1 protein-coding gene is annotated in these 1,086 nt (G+C 67.5%); it reads right to left on the reverse strand.

The features are described from left to right. Positions 1–36: 36 nt before the first annotated feature. Positions 37–993: an electron transfer flavoprotein subunit alpha/FixB family protein gene (locus ACFVIM_RS35275; RefSeq protein ID WP_384310494.1), complete on the reverse strand. Its 957-nt coding sequence runs from the start codon at positions 991–993 to the stop codon at positions 37–39. Positions 994–1,086 lie beyond the last annotated feature (93 nt).

The following is a 1,086-nucleotide window of genomic DNA, read 5'->3' on the forward strand; positions in this document are numbered from 1 at the left end:
CGCCTGCCTGTCTGTCTGTGGTTGTGGTGGTGGGGGTTAGTTCTTGCGGTGGTTGATGTCGTCGGTGAGCTGGGGAACGACGGTGAACAGGTCTCCCACGACGCCGTAGTCGGCGAGTTCGAAGATCGGGGCCTCCGCGTCCTTGTTGACCACCACGATCGTCTTCGAGGTCTGCATCCCCGCCCGGTGCTGGATCGCACCCGAGATCCCCAGCGCCACATACAACTGCGGCGACACACTCTTACCCGTCTGCCCGACCTGATGCGCATGCGGATACCAGCCCGCGTCCACCGCCGCCCGCGACGCGCCCACCGCACCCCCCAACGCGTCCGCCAGACCCTCCACCAGCGCGAAGTTCTCCCCACCACCCACACCACGCCCACCAGAGACCACCACCGCCGCCTCCGTCAGCTCCGGCCGCCCCGACACCACACGCTCCGACCGCGACACCACCCGCGCACCCACCGACACATGCGCCACCTCCAACACCTCCACCACACCCGCCGCCACCACTTCCTCCACCGGCGCCGCATTCGGCTTCACCGCGATCACCGGCACCCCCGACACCACCCGCGACCGCGTCGTAAACGACCCCGCGAACACCGACTGCACCGCCACCGGACCCTCCCCCGACACCTCCACATCCACCGCATCCGTCAACACACCCGACCCCAGACGCACCGCCAGCCGCGCCCCCGCCTCCTTCGCCTCACCCGACGACGACACCAGCACCGCCACCGGCGACACCCGCCCACACGCCGCCTCCAACGCATCCACCAACGGCGCCACCAACACCTCCCCATACACCCCCGACTCATCCACCAACACCCGCACCGCCCCATGCCCACCCAACACCGACACCGCACCCCCAGCCCCAGCACCCACCACCAACGCCACCGGATCACCCAACCGCCGCGCCACCGTCAACAACTCCAACGACGGCTTCCGCACCACACCCTCAACATGCTCCACCAGAACGAGAACCTCACCCATGACAACTCCCCAAAGACGAAAACACACGACGGACAACGGACAACGGACGAAGGACGACGGACAACAGACGACGGAAGACCAAGACCTGAAGAC

This window comes from Streptomyces sp. NPDC057638, assembly GCF_042800315.1.
In the GTDB taxonomy this organism is placed as follows: domain Bacteria; phylum Actinomycetota; class Actinomycetes; order Streptomycetales; family Streptomycetaceae; genus Streptomyces.

Coding starts and splice junctions, on each gene's coding strand:
- ACFVIM_RS35275 (WP_384310494.1), bottom strand. CDS start 993: ATGGGTGAGGTTCTCGTTCTGGTGGAGCATGTTGAGGGTGTGGTGCGG.